This is a genomic window from Novosphingobium album (ex Liu et al. 2023), assembly GCF_029076845.1.
GTDB lineage: Bacteria > Pseudomonadota > Alphaproteobacteria > Sphingomonadales > Sphingomonadaceae > Novosphingobium.
In genome coordinates this window covers 1-22,119 of sequence record NZ_JARESE010000005.1, presented here as the reverse complement: position 1 = coordinate 22,119, position 22,119 = coordinate 1, and the positions used below count along the sequence as shown (strand labels likewise).

Sequence of the window (22,119 nt, the reverse complement as noted above, 5' to 3'; positions counted from 1 at the left end):
CGAGCGAGAAGCTGGGGTAGCCTAAATGAGCCTATCTCGGTGTCCACCAAACCGGCAGCAGGCCAGGAAGCGCCTGCCACGTATCAACCAAGCTTGGCAGATATGGTGATTTCTGAAACCGCTGGATGACATCGAACTCACGGCGGGCGCGTCGCGCGGTTAGTGCTGGAGCCTCGCCGGGGGGCGCCGCCGATAGATCGTAGGTATGAAGAAGAACACGATCGCCCGTCCAGGGATCGCGCGCGGTGAAAATGCGCTGAAAGCGATCCTGTTCGTCGGTCAGGAGACGGAGCTCATCGAAGCGCCCCAATCGCTTGAGCCGAGCGGCATCGGCGAGATTATATCGGACCGCCAAAGCATTCGCGAGCTTGTTACCATCTACCGACCCCGGCGCCCCGGGACCGGCGACAAGGTCGGGAACGTCCTTTAGCCCATAGGCGAGAACGCCCATTGCGTGCCGTGGTAGCTGGCCGTTACGCTTAAGCGATCCGGTTTCGCGCGTGAACAAAAATGCCGCAGGGACAAATCCGAGGCGCGGATCGACGGAACGAAGCTTTCCCGCGATCCGCTTTGATTTCGCTACAATCAGCTCGGCCGCAGGATCCGACAGGTCTCCCTGTCGCAGCGCGGCAGCGTCCCAGTGCTTGACCTCGACGACTACGGCACCGCCCGGGCCAATGATCACAATGTCAATTTCGTCGGCCTGACCACGCGGATTTGGATGCGTGAGGTTGGTCAAGACGAAGGCAGTGTTCTGCCCTTCGGTACGACGAAGTTCTTGGTCGATAGCGTTGAAGGCCCTGAGTTCGCTCGCATTGGCAAACGGACCGCAAGGTACATGTACAACGCGCAAGCCAATTCCCCCCGATTTTAATACTACTTAGCTCCAAACGTACCCGGCGCAACAGCATCGATTGGCAGAGATGCCGTCGTGGATGACAGCGGCTCCGTGCCCTCGCTGAGAATGGCCAGATATCGACGATAGCCGAAAACCCGTCCTCGCTTCTTGCCAGTGATTTCATCGACCACGCCGAGGCGTTCAAGGTCTGCCAGCACCGCATTGACCGTTGGCGCCGAGAGCCCCGTCCGTTCGACAAGTTGGTTTGCGGTGAGAAACGGGTTCTGCTGAAAAAGGTCATGAACCCGAAGCGCTGAACCAGCACGGTCGCTCTCCACCGTAATGCGTTCGCGATCGTCCTTGAAAAGATCGACTATGCGGGTGGCGGCATCAAAAGCTTGGTTGGCAGTGTCGGCGACGCCGGCAAGGAAGAAGTCCAACCAAGCCTCCCATGCGCCATGCTCGCGCACCTCTTGAAGCAGCCGATAATACTCGGTCCGGTGGGTTTTCAGATACAGGCTGAGGTAGAGCAGTGGCTTGCGCAGTACGCCGTTGACGCAGAGATACAGCGTCACCAGCAGACGGCCGATGCGGCCATTGCCATCGAGGAACGGGTGAATCGTCTCGAACTGGACGTGGAGGAGACCTGCCTTGATCAGTGCTGGCAGCCGGGACTCACTCTCGTGCATGAAGCGTTCGAGCTCGTCCAAGCAACCATCCAGCTCGGTGATCGGTGGCGGGACAAACAGGGCGTTGCCCGGCCGCGTGCCGCCGATCCAATTCTGCGAACGGCGGAATTCGCCGGGGCTCTTGGTGCCGCCGCGGCCGCTTTGCAGCAGCCGTTCGTGCATCTCTCGGATAAGACGAAGCGACAGTGGCAGTTCTTCCAGCCGTTCGAGACCGTACATCATGGCGTCGACGTAGTTCGAAACCTCGCGGATATCGTCAATCGGCTGTCCGGCCTGCGCCTCGGTTTCGAAGCGGAGCAGGTCCGACAAGGTCGATTGCGTGCCCTCGATCTGGGAGGACAGCACCGCTTCCTTTCGCACGTACATGTAGAGAAAGAGTTCCTGGCGTGGCAGGAGCATGGTGATGCCGTCGAGGCGCCCCAATGCGCGCTCGGCCAGGCTGAGACGGTCGAGCAGGCCCAGCACGTCGATGGGTGGCGCTGGTGGAAGCGGCGGTGGTACGAAGGCCCGGACAACCTCGCCCGCAACGGGGGTCTCGACGAGGCGGCCCAGCCGCGGATTGGATTCGGGATCAACCATGCGGACCCAATATGCGGAGAGTCTCTTATTTAAGCAACTGGCTCTTGGCTTAATTAGCAAACAGGCTAAGGTAAGCGGGCTTAAATAAGGGAGAAGACCGGGTGAAACGCTGGCGTGTTCGATATCTACGAGGCTGCGCTCGTGCGTGAGGCGGCACCATCGGCGTGCCCATGCGCGCGGTCAAGGCTTGCCAAGCGCCTGGTCTCTCGCGAGAATCGCCGCCGTGCGTTCTGATGTCGATCATCTGCCCTCGGTCCAACAAGGCGAACTGGATCGGGCGAAGCAATTGCTGATGGGCGAGTTCGCCGAGGCAACGGCGCGCGCCAACCAACCTTGGAAGAAGAACGGGCGGATCCTCAAGGTCATCCTGTTCGGCAGCTATGCGCGGGACGATTGGGTCGACGAACCCGAGAATGGCTACCAGTCCGACTATGACCTGCTGATCATCGTCAGCCATCCCGATCTCACCGACATTGCCGACTATTGGTACGTCGCCGAGGACAAGATCCTGCGGGATACGGCGATCGCGCGGCCGGTGAACATCATCGTCCATACCCTGCAGGAGGTGAACCAGGCGCTGAACCGCGGCGAGTATTTCTGGGTCGATATCGCCCGTGACGGGATCATTCTCTACGAATTGCCCGGGAGCGCACTTGCCACGCCGCAACCGCTGACAGCCGCCGATGCATACGAAATGGCACATGCCTATTTCTCGGACTGGCTTGCGAAAGTGAATGACGCGATAGAGATCGCTGAATTCTGCATCGAAAAGGGCAAGCGGAAGGACGCGGCATTCACGCTGCATCAGGCGACGGAACGGGCCTACATCTGCTTTCTGCTCGTCCGCACGCTCTATTTTCCGCGCTCGCACAACATCAAATTCCTACGGTCGCTGGCCGAGGACAGCGAGCCGCGGCTGATTCAGGCGTGGCCGCGCGCGACCCGAATTGACCGCCGTCGCTTCGAACTTCTGAAGCGCGCGTATGTGGAGGCGCGCTATTCGGCCAGCTACGAGATCGGTAATGACGATCTGGACGCCCTATCGCAGTCGGTCCGTTCGCTACGCGACATCGTCGAGGTAATATCTCGCGAGCGCATCGAAACGCTCAGGAGCGACGCGGGCCTCTAGGCGCTGCCATTTGCCGAGGGCTGTCTCGGAATAGCTTTGACAGCATCGGTGCGGAACGGCGGGAGAGCATCACAAGCGTCCAGATCGATTTGTATAGAGCGTTGACGGTGTCATGCGCGACGCTGAATGGAAATCGATCTCGTGATTGACCGACGTGGCAGCGGGATCAAACTGACATCATTCGCGCTTCAGGAAGGTCGGACGGCGCCTGCCCGATAGCTTCCGGTTCCCCCTCTCGGCCAAAGCCGGCCGACGCGAGCCCATCTGCACCCATCAGCGCTGTTCCGTTTTCGTTGTCCGTCACCGAGTCTGAATCCGCCCGAGCCGATCCTGTCCGGCGGGCGGGAGCCCCGACGTGACACCCACCAAATTGCTCATCGGCCAGATCCTTGTCGTCTTCGGACTCGTGATCGCGGGGGTATGGGCCGCGACGCAATGGGCGGCGGCGATGCTAGCCTACCAGCCCGAACTAGGGCTGCCCTGGTTCCGGCTCGGCACAGTGCCGGTCTATCATCCCTGGGCGCTGTTTGGCTGGTGGTATCACTATGATGCCTATGCCCCAATCGTCTTCGACAAGGCGGGCATGCTCGCCGGCGCCAGCGGCTTTGTCGGCTGCGCGGCGGCGATCTTCGGCTCGCTGTGGCGCGCGCGCCAGTCGAGCAACGTCACCACCTACGGATCGGCGCGCTGGGCAAGCCCCCGGGAGATCGAGCGCGCCGGGCTGCATCGCGACGCCGGCGTCATGCTCGGCACGCTCGCTGGCCGCTATCTCCGCCATGACGGCCCAGAGCACATCATGGCGTTCGCACCAACGCGATCGGGCAAGGGCGTGGGCCTTGTCGTCCCGACCTTGCTGTCCTGGACCGGTTCAACCGTCGTCCATGACATCAAGGGTGAGAACTGGACGCTGACCGCCGGCTGGCGCGCGCGGTTCTCGCACTGCCTGCTGTTCAATCCGACTGACGCCGCGTCGGCGCATTATAATCCGCTGCTTGAGGTCCGGCGTGGCATCAACGAGGTGCGCGACGTCCAGAACATCGCCGATATCCTGGTCGATCCTGAAGGCGCGCTCGAACGCCGTAATCACTGGGAGAAGACCAGCCATTCGCTGCTGGTGGGTGCGATCCTCCACGTCCTATATGCCGAGGAGGAGAAGACGCTCGCGCGGGTTGCGACCTTCCTGTCCGATCCGCAGCGCAGCTTTGTCGCCACGCTGCGCCGGATGATGACCACCAATCATCTCGGCGACGACAAGAACCCCAGGGTCCATCCCGTCGTCGCGTCCGCTGCGCGCGAGCTACTCAACAAGAGCGAAAATGAACGCTCCGGCGTGCTGTCGACCGCGATGTCCTTCCTCGGCCTCTATCGCGATCCGACCGTCGCGGAGGTCACCTCGCGCTGCGACTGGCGGATCGCCGACCTGATCGAGGCCGAACGGCCAATCTCGCTCTATCTCGTCATCCCGCCATCGGACATCAGCCGCACCAAGCCGCTGATCCGCCTCGTGCTCAACCAGATCGGCCGCCGCCTCACCGAGCGGCTCGACCAGCCCGGAACCTCTGCCCGCCGGCACCAGCTCCTGATGATGCTCGACGAGTTTCCGGCGCTGGGCCGTCTCGATTTCTTCGAGACCAGCCTCGCCTTCATGGCCGGCTACGGCATCCGCGCCTTCCTGATCGCGCAGAGCCTCAACCAGATCGAAAAGGCGTATGGCGACCACAACGCCATTCTCGACAATTGCCATGTCCGGGTTGCCTTCGCGACCAATGACGAGCGGACCGCGAAGCGCATTTCCGACGCGCTCGGCACCGCGACCGAGCAGCGCGCCATGCGCAACTATGCCGGCCACCGGCTCGCGCCCTGGCTCGCCCACGTCATGGTCAGCCGCCAGGAGACCGCTCGCCAGCTCCTGACGCCGGGCGAGGTCATGCAGCTTTCGCCCGACGAGGAGCTTGTGCTCATCTCCGGGCTCGCGCCGATCCGCGCGCGCAAGCTGCGCTATTTTCGCGATCGCAACTTCGCCACGCGCGTGGCTGCCGCACCCAAACTGGCGTCGGGCCAGTACGCCGATCGGCCGAAGTCGCGCGCCGACGACTGGTCCAACCAGGTACGCAGCACCGACGACCGCCTACACCAGACGGAGGACGCCGCAGGCGGCGAGGATGATGGCGGCATGCAGCAGCAGCGCCATCCCGGCCTTCCCGAACAGGTTTCCAAGGCAACCGACTCTGCTGAAACGCGCGATCCCCAGATCGTGCCCGATGACGACGATGTCGCCGCCGACAAGCGCGCCATGGACCAGGCGCAAGGGCAGAACGCCGTCGTCCGGGGGCATGCCATCAACGAGGGCGCGAAGCGCGACCTCATACCGGATTTCTGAGGTCGCGATGAAGATCCGCCAGAACCTCTATATCGACCGCGAACTCAGCGATGCGCTGGAAGCGCTCGCCGCCGGTCCGCGCGGCAACAAGAGCCACCTCGTCAACGATGCGCTGAAAGACTGGCTGGCGCGCCGGGGGACCAAGGAAATCGACGACCTCCTCAAGGTTCGCCTCGACCGCCTGACACGCGAACTCGCCGGCGCGCGGCGCGACATCGACGTGCTGCTGGAAAGCCTGTCGCTGTTCGTCCGCTACCAGTTGATGGTGACGGCGCCATTGCCCGAAGCCGATGCCGCAGCCCGCGCCATCGGTCGGGATCGTTTCGAGGCGTTCGTCTCGCAGGTCGGCCGCCACATCGCCGGCGGCACCCGCACGCTGGCGCCTATCGACCCCGCTGGAGGCGCATCGTGATGTCCGCTCAGACGACAAGCGTCTCTGCGGAACGCCGCCGCGCCATGCTGCGCACCGCGATGGGGCCGGCGATTGCCGCCGCGCTCGCCGACCCGCGGGTGATCGAGATCATGGTCAATCCCGACGGCGCGCTGCGCGTCGATATCCTCGGCGAAGGCCGTGTCGATACCGACGTTAAGCTCGATGCGCCCCAGGTCGAGCGGATCATCCGGCTGGTGGCATCCCATGTCCGGTCCGAGGTGCACGGGGACAAGCCCATCGTGTCGGCCGAACTGCCGCCACTCGGCACCGGCGCGGGCGAGCGGTTCGAGGGTATCCTGCCGCCCGTATCAACCGCTCCCTGCTTTTCAATCCGCAAACCGGCGGCGCGGATCTATACGCTGATGGACTATGTGACCGACGGCATCATGTCGGCGGAGGCCGCACGCCTGCTGTCGCTCGCCGTCGTCGACCGCCGCAACATCCTCGTCGCCGGCGGGACCAGTTCGGGCAAGACGACGCTCGCCAACGCGCTGCTCGCCGAGATGGCGCATCTCGATGAGCGGGTAATCCTCATCGAAGACACCCGCGAACTGCAATCGCCGGCGCGCGACACGGTTGCGCTCAGGACCCGACCCGGCGCCGTCACCATGGGCGATCTCGTGCGCTCGACGCTGCGCCTTCGACCCGATCGCATCATCGTCGGCGAGGTGCGCGGCGGCGAGGCGCTCGACATGCTCAAGGCCTGGAACACCGGCCATCCCGGCGGGATCGCGACCGTCCACGCCAACAGCGCCGCGTCCGCTCTCTACCGGATCGAGCAGCTCATCCAGGAGGCCGTGGTCACCGTACCGCGCCGCCTGGTTGCCGAGGCCATCGACATGATCGTCTTCATCGCCGGGCGCGGCACCGCGCGGCGCATCGAGACGATCGCCCGCGTCGCCGGGCTCGACCCCGACGGCGGCTACGCCGTCGTCGATCTCACCCCGACCCTGACCCCTGACCGTGAAGGAGACTGACATGACCATCTTTCGTATTCCCAACCGCGACCGCTTCTTCGTCACCGGGCTGATGCTCGGCCTGTCGATCACCATGACCAGCCGCGCTTATGCGAGCGGTGCGGGCATGCCGTGGGAACAGCCGCTCCAGCAGGTGCTGGAATCGGTGCAGGGACCGGTCGCCAAGATCGTCGCGGTGTTGATCATCATTTCCACAGGGCTGGCACTCGCATTCGGCGAGACCGCCGGGGGTTTTCGCAAACTCATCCAGATCATCTTCGGCCTGTCGATCGCGTTCGCCGCGTCGAGCTTCTTCCTGTCCTTCTTCAGCTTCGGCGGCGGGGCGCTCGTCGCGTGAGCCACATCGAGGGATTCGAGGCGCCGATCCACGCCAGCCTGGGGCAAGCCATCCTGCTGGGTGGCGCGCCGCGCGGCATCGCGATCGTCAACGGCACGATCGCGGCCGCGGTCGGGCTGGGTCTGCAGCAATGGCTGGTCGGGATCGCGATCTGGGCGATCGGCCACAGCATCGCGGTGTTCGCGGCCCGCCGCGATCCGGACTTCGTGCCCGTGCTGCTCCGCCATCTGCGCCAGAAAGGATATCTGGCATGCTGAACCTCGCGGAATACCGGTCGCGCGCCGATCGGCTCACCGACCATCTGCCATGGGCAGCTTTGGTCGCGCCCGGCGTCATCCTCAACAAGGACGGCAGCTTCCAGCGCAGCTTCGCCTTTCGCGGTCCCGATCTCGAAAGCGCGACCGAGGCCGAACTGGTGTCGGCCTGCGCGCGCGCCAATAATGTCCTCAAGCGGCTCGGCTCGGGCTGGGCCTTGTTTTTCGAGGCCGAACGGCGCGAGGCGCTCGGTTATCCCGAGAGCGCCTTTCCCGATCCTGCGTCGTGGCTGGTCGAGCAGGAGCGGCGAGCCGGGTTCGAAGCCGAGGGTCAGCATTTCGAAAGCCGCTTCCACGGCACGCTGGTCTGGCTGCCGCCCGCCGACAGCAGCGACGCGGCGGGACGGACGCTGGTCGAGCGGCCTGACGACGCGAAAGGGCGGGACTGGCACGCCGGCCTCGCCGGCTTCATCGCCGAGACCGATCGTGTGCTCGACCTCCTGTCGGGCTTCATGCCCGAGGCGCGGCCCTTGAGCGACGCCGAGACGCTGACCTATCTCCACGGCACCATTTCAAGCCGCCGTCATCCGGTCGCCGTGCCGGAGACACCGATCTATCTCGATGCACTGCTCGCCGACACGCCGCTGGTCGGCGGGCTGGAGCCCATGCTTGGGGGCCGCCATCTGCGCACGCTGACCGTGCTCGGTTTTCCGAACGTCAGCCGGCCCGGCATCCTCGATGCGCTCAACCACCAGGATTTCGGCTACCGCTGGGTCACGCGCTTCATCGCGCTCGACAAGACCGACGCGACCAAGGCGCTGACCAAGATCAGGCGCCAATGGTTCAACAAGCGCAAATCGATCACCGCGCTGCTGCGCGAGGTGATGTACAACCAGCCCGTCCAGCTCCTCGACACCGACGCCGACAACAAGGTGGTCGATGCCGATCTTGCGCTCCAGGCGCTCGGTGGCGATCACGTCGCCTTCGGCTATCTGACCACGACGATCACGGTGTCGGACGCAGACCGTAATCGTGCCGAAGACAAAGTCCGCGCGGTCGAGCGGATCGTCAACGGCCTCGGCTTCACTTGCCTGCGCGAGGGCGTCAACGCGGTCGAGGCGTGGCTGTCGTCGCTACCCGGCCAGGCCTACGCCAATGTGCGCCAGCCGCTGGTCCATACGCTCAACCTTGCCCATCTCATGCCGCTGTCGTCCGTCTGGGCAGGCCCGACGGAAAACCGGCACCTCGGCGGCCCGCCGCTGCTCTATGCGCAGACCAGCGGATCGACGCCATTTCGCCTCTCGACCCATGTCGGCGATGTCGGGCACATGCTCGTCGTCGGCCCCACCGGCGCGGGCAAGTCGGTGCTGCTGGCGCTGATCGCGCTGCAGTTCCGGCGCTATGCCGGCTCCCAACTCTACATCTTCGACAAGGGCTATTCGGCACGCGCGGCGGTGCTGGCGATGGGCGGCGCGCATCATGCCCTCGGCCTCGGCGCGGACAGTGGCGACACCCTCGCGTTCCAGCCGCTCCGCCGCATCGACGATGCCAGCGAGCGGAGCTGGGCGGCGGAATGGATCGCGGCGCTGCTGGCGCACGAGAAGGTCATCGTCACCCCTGAGGTAAAGGACGCCGTCTGGTCGGCGCTGGGCAGTCTCGCATCGGCGCCCCCGGAGGAGCGCACGCTGACCGGGCTCGCCATGCTGCTCCAGTCCAATGCGCTGCGCACCGCGCTTACCGCCTATACGCTCGACGGCCCCTATGGCCGCCTCCTTGATGCGGCCGAGCAGAATCTCGCGCTCGCCGACGTCCAGTGTTTCGAGACCGAGTCGCTCATGGGACAGGCCGGCGTGGTCGCCCCGGTGCTGACCTATCTGTTCCACCGGCTCGAGGACCGCTTTGACGGCCGGCCGACATTGCTGGTGCTCGACGAAGCGTGGATCTTCCTCGACCATCCGCTCTTCGCCGCGCGCATCCGCGAATGGCTGAAGACGCTGCGAAAAAAGAATGTCGCGGTGCTGTTCGCGACGCAGAGCCTTGCGGACATCGCCGACAGCAGCATCGCGCCCGCCATCATCGAAAGCTGCCCGCAGCGCATATTGCTTCCCAACGACCGGGCCATCGAACCGCAGTCGCGCGCCGCCTATGAGCGGTTCGGGCTCAACGACCGCCAGATCGAGCTGGTCAGCCGCGCCACCCCCAAGCGGCATTATTATCTGCAATCCGCCCGCGGCAACCGCCTGTTCGAACTGGGCCTCGGCCCGATTGCGCTGGCGCTGTGCGGCGCCTCCGATCCCGCGACCCAGGCGCGCATCGAAGCTCTGCTGGCCGAGCACGGCCCCGAAGATTTCGCGGCCCGCTTCCTTGAAGGGGCCGGCCTCGACTGGGCTGCCGATCTCCTCGCCGATTTTACCGCCCCCCAAGCCAAGGAGTAAAGAGTGATGCGTATCCCAACCCGCAAATATCTGATCGCGACCGCGCTCGGGGCCGGAGCCATCGGTTCGCTGGCCTGTGCACTGATCGTGCCGAGTGTGCCCGCCCATGCGCAGTTCACCGTGTTCGATCCGAGCAACTACAGCCAGAACCTGCTCACCGCCGCGCGAACCCTCCAGCAGATCAACAACCAGATCCAGTCGCTCCAGAACGAAGCGCAGATGTTGACCAACCAGGCGAAGAACCTGACTCGCATCGATTTCCCCCAGCTTCAGCAACTCACCCAGAACCTGCAAGCGATCGACCGGCTGATGGCGCAGGCCCAGGGGATCGATTTCCGGATCGACGGCCTCGACCAGCAGTTCAGCCGCCTGTTTCCGAACGACTTCAACCAGGCACTGACCACCAACCAGCGCGTGATCGATGCGAACGCGCGGCTCGATGCCGCAATGGCCGGGTACCGGCAGACGATGGGCGTCCAGTCCCAAGTGGTCGCGAACGTCCAGGCCGACGCAAATGCAATGAGCGGCATCGTTGCGCAGAGCCAGGGAGCACAAGGTTCGCTCCAGGCGCAACAGGCGACCAACCAGTTGCTCGCGCTGACCGCCAAGCAGCAGTTCCAGATCCAGAACCTGATGGCGGCCCAATACCGCGCCGAAGCCACCGAAGCGGCCCGCCGCGCCCAGGCGGAGGCCGAAGGACGGGCCGCCACGACGAAGTTCCTCGGTACCGGCTCCGCCTACACGCCCCAGTAGTCGGACGCCGGCCAGGCGGCGGCGGTTTCGCCTCCCGCCGCCGTCGCCGCGGGGGGCGTGATGCTCCCCTTGCGCTCCCCGCGGCACCCCTCTTGATGGAAAAGTTACGTGAACGACCTCAGCGTCATCGACCGGTTCATGCAGGCCTTCATCCGCTATATCGACAGCGGGTTCGGGCTGCTGGGCGGCGACGTCCACTTCCTGACCGCGACCCTGATCGGCATCGACATCACGCTGGCTGGCCTGTTCTGGGCAATGGGCGGCGAAGACAATGTCATCGGCCGCTTCATCAAGAAGATCCTCTACATCGGCGCGTTCGCGTTCATCCTGAACAGCTTCTCGACCCTTGCCGACATCATCTTCAAGTCCTTCGCGCAAGCCGGCCTCACCGCCGGGGGCGGAACCCTGTCGGCGGACGATCTGCTCAGGCCCGGCCGCGTCGCCTCGACCGGATTCTCGGCCGCGTGGCCGCTGCTCCAGCAGGCGTCGAGCATGATGGGGTTCGTCAGCTTCTTCGAGAATTTCCTGACGATCGCGGTGCTGCTGTTCGCCTGGGTGATCGTCATCCTCGCCTTCTTCATCCTCGCCGTGCAGATGTTCGTGACGATCATCGAGTTCAAATTGACCTCGCTGGCCGGCTTCATCCTCGTGCCCTTCGCGCTCTGGTATCGCACCAGCTTCCTGGCCGAACGCGTGCTCGGCAACGTCGTCTCGTCGGGTATCAAGGTCATGGTGCTCGCCGTGATCGTCGGCATCGGCTCCAATTTCTTCGCCGAGTTCACGACATCGATGCAGGGGCAGGAACCCGATCTCGGCGCCGCGATGAGCCTGACGCTCGGCGCGCTCTCGCTTTTCGGCCTCGGGATCTTCGGCCCCGGCATCGCCTCGGGCCTCGTCGCCGGCGCGCCACAACTGGGGGCAGGCGCCGCGCTCGGTACAGCCGTCGGCGCGGCGGGCGTCACCATGCTTGCCGGCGGCGCCACGATGGGCGCGGCGCGCGCGATCGGAGGCAGCGCATTGGGTGCGATCCGCGCCGGCACCTCGATGGGATCGGCGGCTTCGGCCTCTTACCAACTCGGCCAGACCGCAGCCGGATCTTCGAGCGTCGGTGCCGGCATCGGCGGCATGGCGCAGGCGGCCGGCAATGCGGTCCGCCAGAAGGCATCGGCGGCGCTGGGATTGTCGGAAGCCGCCGAGCGCGGCCGCGACGCCGCCTGGTCTGCGCTCAATGGCGGCGCCGGTTCTAAAGGATCAGCTCCGGACGCCGGCAGCGATGGCGCGCCGTCCTGGGCACGCTCGCTGCGCGCGCAGCAGACCGCTCGCCACCACCGTCAAGTCGCGCTGCACACTCTCCAGCAGGGCGATCGCGGCGGCGCCTCCGCCACCCCCGACATCAAGGAAAGGGAAGATTGAGCCATGATCTTCAAGCCCCATGTTCTTTAAGCGCGCCGTCCAGCGCTACGCGCAGACGCCCGAGCCCGAGACGCCCTATCAACGCGCCGGCCAGGCCTGGGACGACCGCATCGGGTCGGCCCGTGTCCAGGCCCGTAACTGGCGCCTGATGGCGTTCGGCACGCTGTCGCTGTCGACCGCCATGTCGGGCGCGCTCATCTGGCAGTCGCTGCAGAGCCGGGTCACGCCCTATGTCGTCGAGGTCGATCGCCTTGGGGAGGCCCGGGCCGTGACCGAGGCCGAAGCGGGCTATCACCCGACTGATCCCCAGATCGCGTGGCATCTGGCGAAGTTCATCGAGAATGTCCGCAGGGTCTCGCTCGACCCGGTGCTGATGCGCCGCGATTGGCTGTCCGCCTATGACTTCGCCACCACGCGAGGGAGCCAGTTCCTTGGCGACTATGCCCGGGCTGCGGACCCCTTCGCCAGGATCGGCGAGCGCACGGTGTCAGTCCAGGTGACCAGCGTCGTCCGCGCATCGGATCGCTCCTTCCAGGTCAAGTGGACCGAGACGGTCTATGAGCGTGGGAGCGAGGCTGGCTCCTCTCACTGGACCGGAATCCTGACGATCCTGACCAAGCCGCCGGTATCGGCCGACACGCTCCGGAAGAACCCGCTCGGCATCTACATCGACGCAATCGACTGGAGCCGCGAACTCGAGCCTGCGGCGTCGACCGCACCCCCGCGCACCGTGTTGCCCCCCAGCAACGTGCCGCTCGGCTCGCCGCTCGACCCGAACCTTGCCGCTCAACCGACCGTCAATACGGAGACCCAGCCATGACCCGAACTCTCGCAGCCGCCGCGCTGATGGCGCCTTGCCTGATCCTTGCTGCCCAACCCGCAAAGGCGACCACGCACAAAACCACGCCGGTCGCCGCCGCCAACCGCGCAGCGACGATCGAACCTATCGCGCAGGGCTTTATCAACGCCGTGCAGATCTATCCGTTCGCCGACGGCGCGATCTATCATGTCATCACCGCGCCCGAGCGGGTGACGGACATCGCGCTTCAACCGGGCGAAACGCTGGTTGCCGTGGCCAGTGGCGACACGGTGCGCTGGGTGATCGGTGATACCACCAGCGGGTCGGGCACGGAGAAGCGAACCCATGTGCTGATCAAGCCGTTCAGCGCCGGCCTTTCCACCAACCTGGTGATCACGACCGATCGGCGCAGTTATCATGTCGCGCTGACCAGCATGGCAAAGACGGCGATGGCCGCGCTCTCCTGGACCTATCCCCAGGATGCGCTGATCGCACTGAAGCGCGCCGCCGCGGCGACCGAGGCGGCGGCTCCGGTGGCGGCCGGGATCGAGGTCGAGCAGCTCCATTTCAACTATGCCGTATCGGGCGATCGACCGGCCTGGCGGCCGTTTCGTGCTTTCGACGACGGGCGCCAGACCTTCATCGAGTTCCCGGCGACGCTGGCGGTCGGCGAGGCGCCGCCGATTTTCCTGGTGGACGGGAAAGGCGAGGCCCAGCTCGTCAACTATCGCGTCAAGGGCCGCTTCTATGTCGTGGATCGCATCTTCGACGTCGCCGAACTTCGCCTCGGTACGAAGCACCAGCAGATCGTCCGCATCAGCCGGGTGGCGGAAGGCGCGCCCAAGCGGAGGGGATCATGACCGTCGAGGCGGCAGCTCCATCGGCGTCAGAAGCCCCCGCCGCACCGGGCAAGGTGGACCCGGAAACGCTGGCGCTTCGCGCCCAGCCGGCGCGCGCGATCCGTTTCAAGCGGGGCGCCGTGGTGGCGATCGCGGCGCTTGGTTCGGTCAGCCTGATCGCGACAGCCTGGGTCGCGCTGCGGCCTTCCGCGCTGCACCTCGCTGGACAAGCCGACGACCAGACGGTCGCGGCGAAGGCACCGGCCGATACACTGAGCGGACTGCCGGGCAGCTATGGCGACGTGCCCAAGCTTGGACCACCATTGCCGGGCGACCTCGGCCGGCCAATCCTCGATCATCAGCGTGCAATGGGCATCGCGCCGACGGGCGGCGATACCGGGCGCGCGGACCAGGCCGCCGCGACCGAACGCGATCGGCGCGCGGCGGAGCTGAAGGCGGCGCGCGAGTCGGGATTGCTGGTGCAATCCGGCAACCGCGCCGATCCGACCCGCAGCGCGGATGCGACACCATCTTCTCCCCCGGTAACGGCTGCGGAGAGGGACCGGCTCGCGATCGATCCAGATCGCGATCCCAATGCCCAGCAGCGCAAGGCCGATTTCGTCGCGGCGCGCGACACCGGCGGCGACGTAAACGAGCATCGGTTGAGTCCACCGGCGTCGCCGGACATGCTGTCCGCTGGCAGCGTCATCGCAGCGAGCCTGATCACCGGGCTCAGGTCCGACCTTCCCGGCCTGGTCACCGCCCAGGTCACAGAGCAGGTCTTCGACAGCGCGACGGGCAGCATTCTTCTCATTCCGCAGGGCGCGCGACTGATCGGCAGTTACGACAGCGTGGTCGCCTTCGGGCAGAAGCGCGCGCTGGTCGTGTGGCAGCGGATCATCTTGCCCGACGGCAGTTCGATCCGGCTCGACAACGTGCCCGCGACCGACCCGTCAGGCTATGCGGGGCTTGCCGATAAAGTCGATTTCCACACCTGGGCGCTGCTCAAGGGCGTCGCGATTTCGACCCTGCTTGGCGTGGGTGCGAACGTGACCTTCTCCGGAGAGAGCGATCTCGTCCAGGCGATCCGCGAATCCACCCAGCAGAATGTGTCCCGCGCCGGCGATCAGATCACCTCTCGCAATCTTCAAATCCAACCGACCATCACGATCCGCCCCGGCGCCCCGGTCAGGCTGGTCGTACATCGCGATCTCATTTTGACTCGCTGGAAAGAATAGGAGGAAAGTCATGGCCGAACTGAAACTCGGCAAGCTGCCCGATCGCAAACCCGTGAAGCTGACGATCTCCGTTCTGCCGGAGCTGCATCAGGCGCTTGCCGATTACGCCGCGCTCTATGCCGAAACCTATGGGCAGAAAGAAACGATCGCCGAGCTGATTCCGGCAATGCTCTCGGGATTTCTGGAGAGCGACCCTGCATTCCAGAAGAGGGGAGTGCGCAAAGGTGCCTGATCACCACGATCTGCCTCATCTGCCGCCACGACCATCACCATTTCTGTCGAACGGGCAGGCGGCGGAATATCTGAACCTTTCGCCGCGGACGCTAGAAAAGCTTCGCGTGGTGGGCGGCGGGCCACAGTTTCGCAAGTTCGGCCGTCGCGTGATGTACGCGGCCGACGAACTGGAAGCGTGGGCGGCCCAGCGCAGATGCAATTCGACTTCCGATGCCGCATGGAAACACCCACCCACCAACTGATGACGGTTCGTGGCCTTCAGCGGACCGACGGACCTTGGTAGGTTGTGCGAAGGCCTAATCGTTCGTCGGCAAGTCCAGCAATGCTCGCTTTGACCGATCGCTGAGATCGAGGGACCGAAGGACATCCATCACGTCTAGAAGACGAGACCGGCACATGCACGCTGACATCAGTCGGATGATCGCGTTTGATGTATCCCACTGCAACACGAGAGGAAGGTGCTTCCGGCGCGCGAATGCACAGCCGGCCGGTCGATGCTGCCGGGTTGCACCTGTCTCTGACGCATCGCGAAACTGGGGCGGCTGGCACTTCACCAGTGGCCCCGAGGTGAATCTTTTTTTGTGGGGTCAGCGCCCGCGACCATGATTTGGCGTGCGGACCATGTGCGGACCAGCCGTTCTCGCGGGCAACCTCGCCGCGGCGACCAGTTTCTAAGTATATGATTTTACTGGAGAAACTGGAGCGGGCGAAGGGATTCGAACCCTCGACCCCAACCTTGGCAAGGTTGTGCTCTACCCCTGAGCTACGCCCGCTCTCGACGATTGCGGCCCGCTGCGATTGGCTGGCGGGCCGGGGTGAGGCGCGCGGTTAGCATCGGTCCTTGTGGGCTGCAAGGGGGAATCGCAATTTATCGAAAGGAATGTCCGGTCCTTGTGCAAATGGGTGCGTTCGCCCTTCACAAATCCTGCGAAACCCCCAAATTGAGCGCCCAACGACGTTACGGATAGGGAGCATCCGCCTTGGCCAGCATGGGTCTCAGCCTCGACGAGCAGAAAGCGGTGGATCGATTCCGCCAGGAGGTCGCCGAACCCTCGATGACCAAGCTCGTCATTCTCGATTTCTGGGCGGAATGGTGCGGGCCGTGCAAGGCGCTGACGCCGGTGCTGGAAAAGGTCGCGGCCGAATATGCCGACAAGGGCGTGGTCCTGGCCAAGATCAATGTCGATGAGGAACAGTTCATCGCCTCGCAGTTCCAGGTCCGCTCGATCCCCACGGTCTATGCGCTGTTCCAGGGGCAGCCCGTGGCCGACCTGACCAATGCCCGCAGCGAATCGCAGCTTCGCTCGGTGCTGGACCAGCTTCTGGCCAAGCTGCCGGTCGAGGCCGGCGATGCCGCGGCGCCCGATCTCGCGCCGCTGCTGGCCATGGGCGAGGACGTGCTGGCCAGCGGCGACGGCGAGCGCGCCGCCGGCATTTTCGCCCAGATCGCCGAAATGGCGCCCGACAATGCCGAGGCGCACGCCGGCCTGATCCGCGCGCTGGTGCTGGCCGGCCATGTCGAGGAAGCCGAGGCCGCGCTCGCGATGCTCGATCCGGGGCTGGCGGCCGATGCGCGGATCGAGCGCGCGCGCGCCGCGCTGGAGCTGGCGAAGGACCGGCCCGACGACAGCGAGCTGGCCGCGCTGCGCGCCGCCGCCGCCGAACGGCCGGCGGACATGGACGCGCAGTTCGCCTTTGCCGGCGCGGCCTTCGCCGCGGGCGAGCGCGATGCCGCGGCCGACACGCTGCTGGCGATGATCGCGGCCGATCGCGCGTGGAACGAAGGCGCCGCGCGCGCCAAGCTGCTGCAGATGTTCGAGGCGATCGGCCTTGAAGACCCGTGGGTCGCGGCGACGCGGCGGCGGCTTTCGACCATCCTGTTCGGCTGATCCGTGGCCCGGATCTCGATCTTCCCGCTGCCGGGCGTGGTGCTTTATCCGGGCCTGCAATTGCCGCTGCATATCTTCGAGCCGCGCTATCGCGCGATGGTGAGCGATGCGCTGGTGCGCGACCGGCGGATCGGCATGATCCAGCCACAGCGCCCGCACGAAGGCGCGCCGCTGTTCGAGATCGGCTGCCTGGGCCGGATCGGCGAGGTGGAGGCGCTGGAAGACGGGCGGTTCAACATCATCCTGGAAGGCGAAGCGCGCTTTCGCGTGCTGCGCGAGCTGGACGTGACGACGCCGTTTCGCCAGGTGGAAGGCGAGCTGCTGGGCGAGCCGGGCGACGAAGTGCTCGCCCCGATCGAGCGCGCGGGGTTCGAGCGCGAGGCGATGCGCTTCGCCGATGCGCAGGGTTATAGTGTCGACTGGGACCAGGTCTCGCGGCTGGATGACGTTTCGCTGATCAACGGGGTGTCGCAGATCGCGCCGTTCGATCCGGCATCGAAGCAGGCGCTGCTGGAAACGCCCGACCTGTCATCGCGCTGCGAGCTGCTGGTTCAACTCATGCAGTTCTTCGGCCGGCGTGGCGACGCCGACGACGAAGGCACTGCCACCCTGCAATAGATCAGGCCGGGATCAGATCAGGCCGGGATCGCCTCGCGCAAGCCGTCGATAACGTATTGCGCCGCCAGCGCGGCGAGCAGCACGCCCAGCAGGCGCGTGATCACCGCTTCCACCTTGTTGCCCAGCAAGCGCATCAGCGGCAGCGCCGCGATCAGCGCGACCATCGAAAGCGCCAGTACCGCCGCCAGCGCGGCCAGGATCACCAGCGTGGCCGGCGTGCCCTCGGCGCGCGACATCAGCAGCATGACCGTGGCGATCGAGCCCGGCCCGGCCAGCATCGGCATGGCCATGGGGAAGACCGAAACGTCCTCCACCTCGGGCGTGGCCTTGATCTTCTCGACTCGCTCCTCGCGCCGCTGGGTGCGCTTTTCGAACACCATGTCGAGCGCGATGAGGAACAGCATGATGCCGCCGGCGATACGGAAGCTGTTCAGCTCGATATGCAGGGCGGCCAGCAAATGCTCGCCGAACAACGCGAAGACGACAAGGATGGCGCCCGCGATCAGGCAAGCGCGCACCGCCATGGCCCGGGCGTGGGCGGGCGTGGCGCCGCCGGTCAGCCCGGCGAAGATCGGCGCGCAGCCGGGCGGATCGATCACCACGAACAGCGTGACGAAGGCGGAGATGAACAAGTCGTACACGCGGCGCCGCTCAGCTTGCCGGCCCGGGCGCGACCCGGCTGTCGAGCACTTGTTCCATCGCCCCGTTCTTGCGCAGGCTGACGGTGAGCGTACGCCCGTTGTCGGGGCCGACACTGTAGGCATAGCTCAGCGTGCCGTCGAGCGAGGCGCCGCCGCCACTCGCCCCCGGCGCCAGCGGCCCCGGCGCGGCCGGCGCGAACTTCACCTTGCCGCCGCCCGGCGGCGGCCCGCGCCGCGCCGCGTCGCAATCGGCGACCGTGCCGGCGATCATGTCAGGCGTATCGAGCGGCTGGGCCAGCGCATCGCCCTGGTCGAGAATCCACTCGTAGGCGTCCTTCTTGTTGCGCCGCCAGATCGTGGTGAAATAGCCGGTCGAGCCATCGGGCCGCTGCCACGCGCCCTTGCTGAGCGCGAGCGAGCCGTCGCAGCTCATCCACACCGCGCCCGGCTGCCAGCGCACCGAGGCCGGCGGATTGGCCCGCCCTTTCAGCCAGCCGCGCGCGTTGACCGGCTGCGGCACGAACATCACCGCATCCTCGGCGGCGAATTCGCGGAACGCGGTCCACTGGCCCTTTTCCTGCGCGAGCCGGTTGAAGGCGATTTCCGCCGCGACGATCGCGCTGGGATTGGCATAGGGCCGCCCGCCGCCCCAAGGCCCGCCACGCGGCCGTCCCTGCCCATGCGCGCCGCTCGCCACGGCGAGGGCCGCGAGCGCCAGCAGCAGCGGCGCCCGGCGCTGCATCAGAGCGTGGCCTCGTCAAGCGCGAGCCCGGCGTTGCGGTGCGCGGCGACCAGCGTGTTGCGCAGGAGGACGGCGATGGTCATCGGGCCGACGCCGCCCGGCACCGGCGTGATCGCCCCCGCGACTTTGCTGGCCCCGGCGAAATCGACATCGCCGACCAGTCGCGTCTTGCCTTCCTCGGCACCGGGCACGCGATTGATGCCGACATCGATCACGGTGGCGCCCGGCTTGATCCAGTCCCCCCTGATCATCTCGGGCCGGCCCACGGCGGCAACGACGATGTCGGCGCGGCGCACCACATCGGGCAAGTCCCGCGTGCGCGAATGCGCGATCGTGACCGTGCAGCTTTCGCCCAGCAGCAATTGCGCCATCGGCTTGCCGACGATGTTCGACCGGCCGATCACCACCGCGTCGAGTCCCGCGAGCGAGTCGAGCCGGTCCTTCAGCAGCATCAGGCAGCCCAGCGGGGTGCACGGCACGAAGCCCGGCAGGCCGACGGCGAGCCGCCCGGCGTTGATGACGTGGAAGCCATCCACATCCTTGTCCGGGTTGATCGCGGCGATCACGCGCCGCTCGTCCATGTGGCCGGGCAGCGGCAATTGCACGAGGATGCCGTCCACCGCCGGATCGGCATTGAGCCGGGCCACCAGCGCCAGCAGATCGGCCTCGGCCGTATCGGCCGGCAGCTTGTGCTCGAAGCTGGCCATGCCGCAGGCCACGGTCTGCTTGCCCTTGGAGCGCACGTAGACCTGGCTGGCCGGATCCTCGCCGACCAGCACGACCGCAAGACCCGCCTGGCGCCCCGCCGCCGCCGCGAACCGCGCGGCCACGCCGGCGACGCGCCCGCGCAAGCCCTCGGCAAAGGCCTTGCCGTCGATGATGGTGTCGATAACCGCTGTGTCGTTCATGCCGGGCCTACATCGTCGCGTAGGCGAGGTTGCGCAGGACGATCCGCACGATCTCCAGCCCGACGATCAGCACCAGCGGCGAAAAGTCGATCGCGCCGGTATTGGGCATCAGCCGCCGGATCGGCTTGAGGATCGGATCGAGCAGCGCGTTCACCGCCCGCCAGACCGCATCGACGAACTGGTTCGAAATGTTGACGACGTTGAACGAGATGAGCAGGCTCAACACGAACTGCACGATCACCAGCATGACGATGATCGAGATGAGATAGCCGACTATCTCGAACAGGGTGTAGAACAGCAAGGATCAGCCTTTCACGCGGGGTGGTTGCGCCCGCTGATACCGGGCGCGAAGCCGTGCGGCAAGGCCGGGACGATCCTTCCCGGCCCGCCCGCGGTTACTGCGGAAGCGTGCTGCTGCGCTCGATACGCCAGTCGAGCTGTTCCTCGGTCGCGCCGGGCACGTCGTTGACCCGGCGCAGCACGATCGTGCCGCGCCGCGATTCGCGCCCGTCGGCGAAATCGATCACCACCGGCGCCTCGTAATAGAGCGAGCCGGCCGCGCCTTCGGTATCGCCCTTGCCCACGGCGATCTTGGGGCCGGCATCGCCGCCGAATTCCGCTTCCAGCCGTTCGGGGGTCATCTGCGCGTCCAGGCTCCAGGCGCGGGCAGCAGCCTGCCAGTCGCCCAGCCGGATGGCATTGGTGTAATAGCGCAGCAGCCGTTCGGGATCGCGATGCTCCTTCAGCGCCTCGACATCGAGCGCGGCGGCGACACCGCCCGCTGCCGCGCCGCTGGCCATGTCCGAGGGTTCGATCGCCGGCGTATCCTCGGCCGCCACGGTGGCGGTCGCCTCGACCGAGTCGGGCGCGGCATCGGGCTCGCTGCCGCACGACGCCAGGAACAGGGCGCAGCAGGATGTCGCGGCTGTCAGTACGGCACGGTAATCCATAGTCGAACAAGCACCCTTCAGTTGAACGGTTCCCCCCGTTTGCGAAAGCGCGATGCCTAATCCGCCCTGATGAGCGTACCGGCGCCTTCCTGCGTGAATATTTCAAGCAACATGGCATGTGAGACTCGTCCGTCAAGCACGACGGCCGCCTCGCACCCGGCTTCCACGGCGTGAACGCAGGTTTCCAGCTTGGGAATCATCCCGCCCGAAATGGTCCCGTCCTGCTGCAGCCGGCTGATGTCGGACGGCCGAAGGTCGGTCAGCAGCTCGCCCTGCTTGTCGAGCACGCCCGAAACGTCGGTCAGCAGGAACAGCCGCGCGGCGTTGAGCGCGGCGGCGATCGCGCCGGCCATGGTATCGGCGTTGATATTGTAGGTCTGGCCATCCTCGCCCGGCGCGATCGGCGCGATCACCGGGATCATGCCCGCGGCCGAGATCGTCTCGATCACGCTGGTGTCGATCCGGTCAGGCTCGCCCACGAAGCCGAGATCGACGACCTTTTCGATATTGCTGTCCGGGTCCTTGCTGGCGCGCGTCACCTTGCGGGCGGTGACGAGGCCGCCATCCTTGCCCGAAAGCCCCATGGCCTTGCCCCCGGCGCGGGCGATCCAGCCGACGATCTCCTTGTTGATCGCGCCCGACAGGACCATTTCGGCCACTTGCGCGGTCTGCGCATCGGTCACGCGCAAGCCGTCGACGAAGCGCGATTCGACGCCCATGGTCTTCAGCATCGCGCCGATCTGCGGGCCGCCGCCGTGGACCACCACCGGATTGATCCCCACCGCTTTCAACAGGACCACGTCCTCGGCGAAATCGTTGGCGAGTTCGGGATCGCCCATGGCATGGCCGCCATATTTCACGACGAAAGTGCGACCGGCGTAGCGCTGCATATAGGGAAGCGCATCGACGAGCGTGGCGGCCCTGGCGAGCAGCGCGGGATCGTGAGGATTCGACATGGTCGCCTCTCTCGCGAGCCGATGCGCTTTGTGCAAGTCTTTACATCGCCGTTTCGGCCCTTGGCCGGTGGAGAGTCGGTTGGGAAAC

Annotated in this window: 24 protein-coding genes and 1 tRNA gene; 16 read left to right on the top strand and 9 right to left on the bottom strand. The window is 65.9% G+C overall.

Going from position 1 to position 22,119, the window contains the following annotated elements:
- Positions 1-31: 31 nt before the first annotated feature.
- Positions 32-853, bottom strand: a complete 822-nt coding sequence (locus PYV00_RS02295; RefSeq protein ID WP_275226637.1) for a nuclease-related domain-containing protein — start codon at positions 851-853, stop codon at positions 32-34.
- A 23-nt stretch (positions 854-876) separates the two neighbouring features.
- Positions 877-2,106, bottom strand: coding sequence for a Fic family protein (locus PYV00_RS02290; RefSeq protein WP_275226636.1), 1,230 nt, complete (start codon positions 2,104-2,106; stop codon positions 877-879).
- Positions 2,107-2,251: 145 nt separating this feature from the next.
- On the opposite strand from PYV00_RS02290, the gene PYV00_RS02285 reads away from it, so the two are divergent.
- The 14 genes from PYV00_RS02285 to PYV00_RS02220 all read left to right on the top strand — a co-directional run bounded on the left by PYV00_RS02285 (position 2,252) and on the right by PYV00_RS02220 (position 15,569).
- Positions 2,252-3,235, top strand: coding sequence for a HEPN domain-containing protein (locus PYV00_RS02285; RefSeq protein ID WP_275226635.1), 984 nt, complete (start codon positions 2,252-2,254; stop codon positions 3,233-3,235).
- A gap of 355 nt (positions 3,236-3,590) precedes the next feature.
- Entirely contained in the window at positions 3,591-5,615 is a 2,025-nt protein-coding gene (locus PYV00_RS02280) for a conjugal transfer protein TraG (protein ID WP_275226634.1), read from the top strand.
- A 7-nt stretch (positions 5,616-5,622) separates the two neighbouring features.
- Positions 5,623-6,027, top strand: coding sequence for a CopG family transcriptional regulator (locus PYV00_RS02275; RefSeq protein ID WP_137785124.1), 405 nt, complete (start codon positions 5,623-5,625; stop codon positions 6,025-6,027).
- Positions 6,027-7,025, top strand: coding sequence for a P-type conjugative transfer ATPase TrbB (gene trbB, locus PYV00_RS02270; protein ID WP_275226633.1), 999 nt, complete (start codon positions 6,027-6,029; stop codon positions 7,023-7,025). Before PYV00_RS02275 ends, trbB begins: the two co-directional genes overlap by 1 nt.
- A 1-nt stretch (position 7,026) precedes the next feature.
- Complete coding sequence (locus PYV00_RS02265) at positions 7,027-7,362, top strand: TrbC/VirB2 family protein (RefSeq protein WP_209515550.1); 336 nt, start codon at positions 7,027-7,029, stop codon at positions 7,360-7,362.
- A complete protein-coding gene (locus tag PYV00_RS02260) occupies positions 7,359-7,619 on the top strand; it encodes a VirB3 family type IV secretion system protein (RefSeq protein WP_033964516.1) in 261 nt (86 codons plus the stop codon). The genes PYV00_RS02265 and PYV00_RS02260 overlap by 4 nt, the downstream gene beginning before the upstream one ends.
- On the top strand, positions 7,613-10,051 hold the full coding sequence (gene trbE, locus PYV00_RS02255; RefSeq protein ID WP_275226632.1) for a conjugal transfer protein TrbE: 2,439 nt from the start codon (positions 7,613-7,615) through the stop codon (positions 10,049-10,051). Before PYV00_RS02260 ends, trbE begins: the two co-directional genes overlap by 7 nt.
- A 6-nt stretch (positions 10,052-10,057) precedes the next feature.
- Positions 10,058-10,804: a P-type conjugative transfer protein TrbJ gene (gene trbJ / locus PYV00_RS02250; protein WP_275226631.1), complete on the top strand. Its 747-nt coding sequence runs from the start codon at positions 10,058-10,060 to the stop codon at positions 10,802-10,804.
- 108 nt (positions 10,805-10,912) lie between these two features.
- Positions 10,913-12,217 carry a P-type conjugative transfer protein TrbL gene (gene trbL, locus PYV00_RS02245; protein ID WP_275226630.1) on the top strand — a complete coding sequence of 435 codons (1,305 nt, stop codon included), beginning with the start codon at positions 10,913-10,915 and terminating at the stop codon, positions 12,215-12,217.
- 19 nt (positions 12,218-12,236) lie between these two features.
- Entirely contained in the window at positions 12,237-13,037 is an 801-nt protein-coding gene (gene trbF, locus PYV00_RS02240) for a conjugal transfer protein TrbF (protein WP_275226629.1), read from the top strand.
- Positions 13,034-13,876 carry a P-type conjugative transfer protein TrbG gene (gene trbG, locus PYV00_RS02235; RefSeq protein ID WP_275226628.1) on the top strand — a complete coding sequence of 281 codons (843 nt, stop codon included), beginning with the start codon at positions 13,034-13,036 and terminating at the stop codon, positions 13,874-13,876. The genes trbF and trbG overlap by 4 nt, the downstream gene beginning before the upstream one ends.
- The gene (locus tag PYV00_RS02230) at positions 13,873-15,093 is read left to right on the top strand and encodes a TrbI/VirB10 family protein (protein ID WP_275226627.1); all 1,221 of its coding nucleotides are present in this window, start codon (positions 13,873-13,875) and stop codon (positions 15,091-15,093) included. Before trbG ends, PYV00_RS02230 begins: the two co-directional genes overlap by 4 nt.
- A 10-nt stretch (positions 15,094-15,103) precedes the next feature.
- A complete protein-coding gene (locus PYV00_RS02225; protein ID WP_275226626.1) occupies positions 15,104-15,325 on the top strand; it encodes a DUF2274 domain-containing protein in 222 nt (73 codons plus the stop codon).
- Positions 15,318-15,569 carry a helix-turn-helix transcriptional regulator gene (locus tag PYV00_RS02220; RefSeq protein ID WP_275226625.1) on the top strand — a complete coding sequence of 84 codons (252 nt, stop codon included), beginning with the start codon at positions 15,318-15,320 and terminating at the stop codon, positions 15,567-15,569. The genes PYV00_RS02225 and PYV00_RS02220 overlap by 8 nt, the downstream gene beginning before the upstream one ends.
- 456 nt (positions 15,570-16,025) lie before the next feature.
- Here the strand turns inward: PYV00_RS02220 and PYV00_RS02215 are convergent.
- A tRNA-Gly gene (locus PYV00_RS02215) sits at positions 16,026-16,100 on the bottom strand.
- A gap of 216 nt (positions 16,101-16,316) precedes the next feature.
- Here PYV00_RS02215 and PYV00_RS02210 point away from each other — a divergent pair.
- On the top strand, positions 16,317-17,216 hold the full coding sequence (locus PYV00_RS02210) for a tetratricopeptide repeat protein (protein WP_275226638.1): 900 nt from the start codon (positions 16,317-16,319) through the stop codon (positions 17,214-17,216).
- A gap of 3 nt (positions 17,217-17,219) precedes the next feature.
- Positions 17,220-17,834, top strand: coding sequence for an LON peptidase substrate-binding domain-containing protein (locus PYV00_RS02205; RefSeq protein WP_275226624.1), 615 nt, complete (start codon positions 17,220-17,222; stop codon positions 17,832-17,834).
- A gap of 17 nt (positions 17,835-17,851) precedes the next feature.
- Here the strand turns inward: PYV00_RS02205 and PYV00_RS02200 are convergent, their stop codons facing one another.
- The 6 genes from PYV00_RS02200 to argB form a co-directional block, all read right to left on the bottom strand.
- The gene (locus PYV00_RS02200; RefSeq protein ID WP_275226623.1) at positions 17,852-18,475 is read right to left on the bottom strand and encodes a MarC family protein; all 624 of its coding nucleotides are present in this window, start codon (positions 18,473-18,475) and stop codon (positions 17,852-17,854) included.
- A gap of 10 nt (positions 18,476-18,485) precedes the next feature.
- A complete protein-coding gene (locus PYV00_RS02195) occupies positions 18,486-19,217 on the bottom strand; it encodes a hypothetical protein (protein ID WP_275226622.1) in 732 nt (243 codons plus the stop codon).
- Positions 19,217-20,125, bottom strand: a complete 909-nt coding sequence (gene folD / locus PYV00_RS02190; protein WP_275226621.1) for a bifunctional methylenetetrahydrofolate dehydrogenase/methenyltetrahydrofolate cyclohydrolase FolD — start codon at positions 20,123-20,125, stop codon at positions 19,217-19,219. Before folD ends, PYV00_RS02195 begins: the two co-directional genes overlap by 1 nt.
- A gap of 7 nt (positions 20,126-20,132) precedes the next feature.
- Complete coding sequence (locus PYV00_RS02185; RefSeq protein WP_275226620.1) at positions 20,133-20,426, bottom strand: YggT family protein; 294 nt, start codon at positions 20,424-20,426, stop codon at positions 20,133-20,135.
- Between the two features lie 94 nt (positions 20,427-20,520).
- Complete coding sequence (locus PYV00_RS02180; RefSeq protein WP_275226619.1) at positions 20,521-21,075, bottom strand: hypothetical protein; 555 nt, start codon at positions 21,073-21,075, stop codon at positions 20,521-20,523.
- 56 nt (positions 21,076-21,131) lie between these two features.
- On the bottom strand, positions 21,132-22,031 hold the full coding sequence (gene argB, locus PYV00_RS02175; RefSeq protein WP_275226618.1) for an acetylglutamate kinase: 900 nt from the start codon (positions 22,029-22,031) through the stop codon (positions 21,132-21,134).
- Positions 22,032-22,119: the final 88 nt, after the last annotated feature.